The following is a 1,050-nucleotide window of genomic DNA, read 5'->3' on the forward strand; positions in this document are numbered from 1 at the left end:
TCGTAGGGCACGAGCGTCAGTGTGCAATGAAATTCTATCGGTTGAGGTTCAGTAAAGAAAGAAAGGGAGTATTGGCAGATCGCACAATCATCAGATGATTGGTGAGAATGCTTTGCATGGGAACACGACTTTTCATCCTCACTTCCATGATAGTGAAAGGTCTTCACTACAAAGAAGGGAATGAATGTCATGAATAACATCCATGCTATATATACCCTTATATTTTTCTTTTGATACATTCTCCCTCTATTGATTAATAGAATAGCGGGACAAATATAACAGTATGAAAAATAATCAGCAAGTTATACATCTTAATATGTGTTACCGTGAATGACAAAAAACACAAAGCTGTCAGTAACAGCACGAGGATTTTTTAGTTGATTATCATTCTTCATGTTGCCAGACATAAAACACGGTTCTTCCAGCTCCACGTTTACGAAGAATCCCTTTGTCAATGAAAATATTCAAATCATCTATTGCTTTCAGCCGGGAAAGTCCGGTCAGGCTACTATATTCCAATCGGGTAATACCACCATTTTTCTTTAGAAATTCCTGTAAAAGCTGTTGGCGTTGCTCCATAGAAAATTCCACTTTTTGAGAAGAGTGTTTGGATTTGTCCACACGTTCCAACTCTATTTCACGCTTAATCTTCCTTTTGAACCCTTTGGAAGTGCGCAAATGCACGTTATCAAAACAGATTGATTCGGCACGAATCTCACGTTTAGTCATTACTTTATGCGTACATTTCAAAGAGATGCTAAAATGCCCGAGTTCGCCAAGTTCTACAATAGTTAGACGAAAATTAAACTACAGTCAGACGAAAAGTACACTATAGTCAGACGATTAATCTATCGCATACAAAGGTATAACTTTATGCGATACGACCTTTAAATCTTAGGAGGAAAAAGACAATTCCTCCCAAGAATTTAATCACCCAACAGTAATTTAGTCACAGCGGCAGTATTCAATGCCCATTCACGAGTATATATCTCGTCCGCTTCCGGAATATCAACTAACTTCAATCCCTGTGCCTGTGCTTTGACAGCTAAC

Annotated in this window: 1 protein-coding gene and 1 pseudogene; both read right to left on the minus strand. The window is 38.3% G+C overall.

All coding sequences use genetic code 11. From position 1 onward, the window contains the following. On the minus strand, positions 1-239 hold a 239-nt coding region (locus AB5935_RS27950), incomplete at its 3' end, for a hypothetical protein (protein WP_368328095.1). Between the two features lie 145 nt (positions 240-384). Then, positions 385-789 (minus strand): annotated as a pseudogene (locus tag AB5935_RS27955) (DNA-binding protein); the annotation flags it as partial. Positions 790-1,050 lie beyond the last annotated feature (261 nt).

The organism is Phocaeicola sp. RTP21198st1_B8_RTP21198_201120, assembly GCF_040929485.1.
Classification (GTDB): Bacteria; Bacteroidota; Bacteroidia; order Bacteroidales; family Bacteroidaceae; genus Phocaeicola; species Phocaeicola dorei.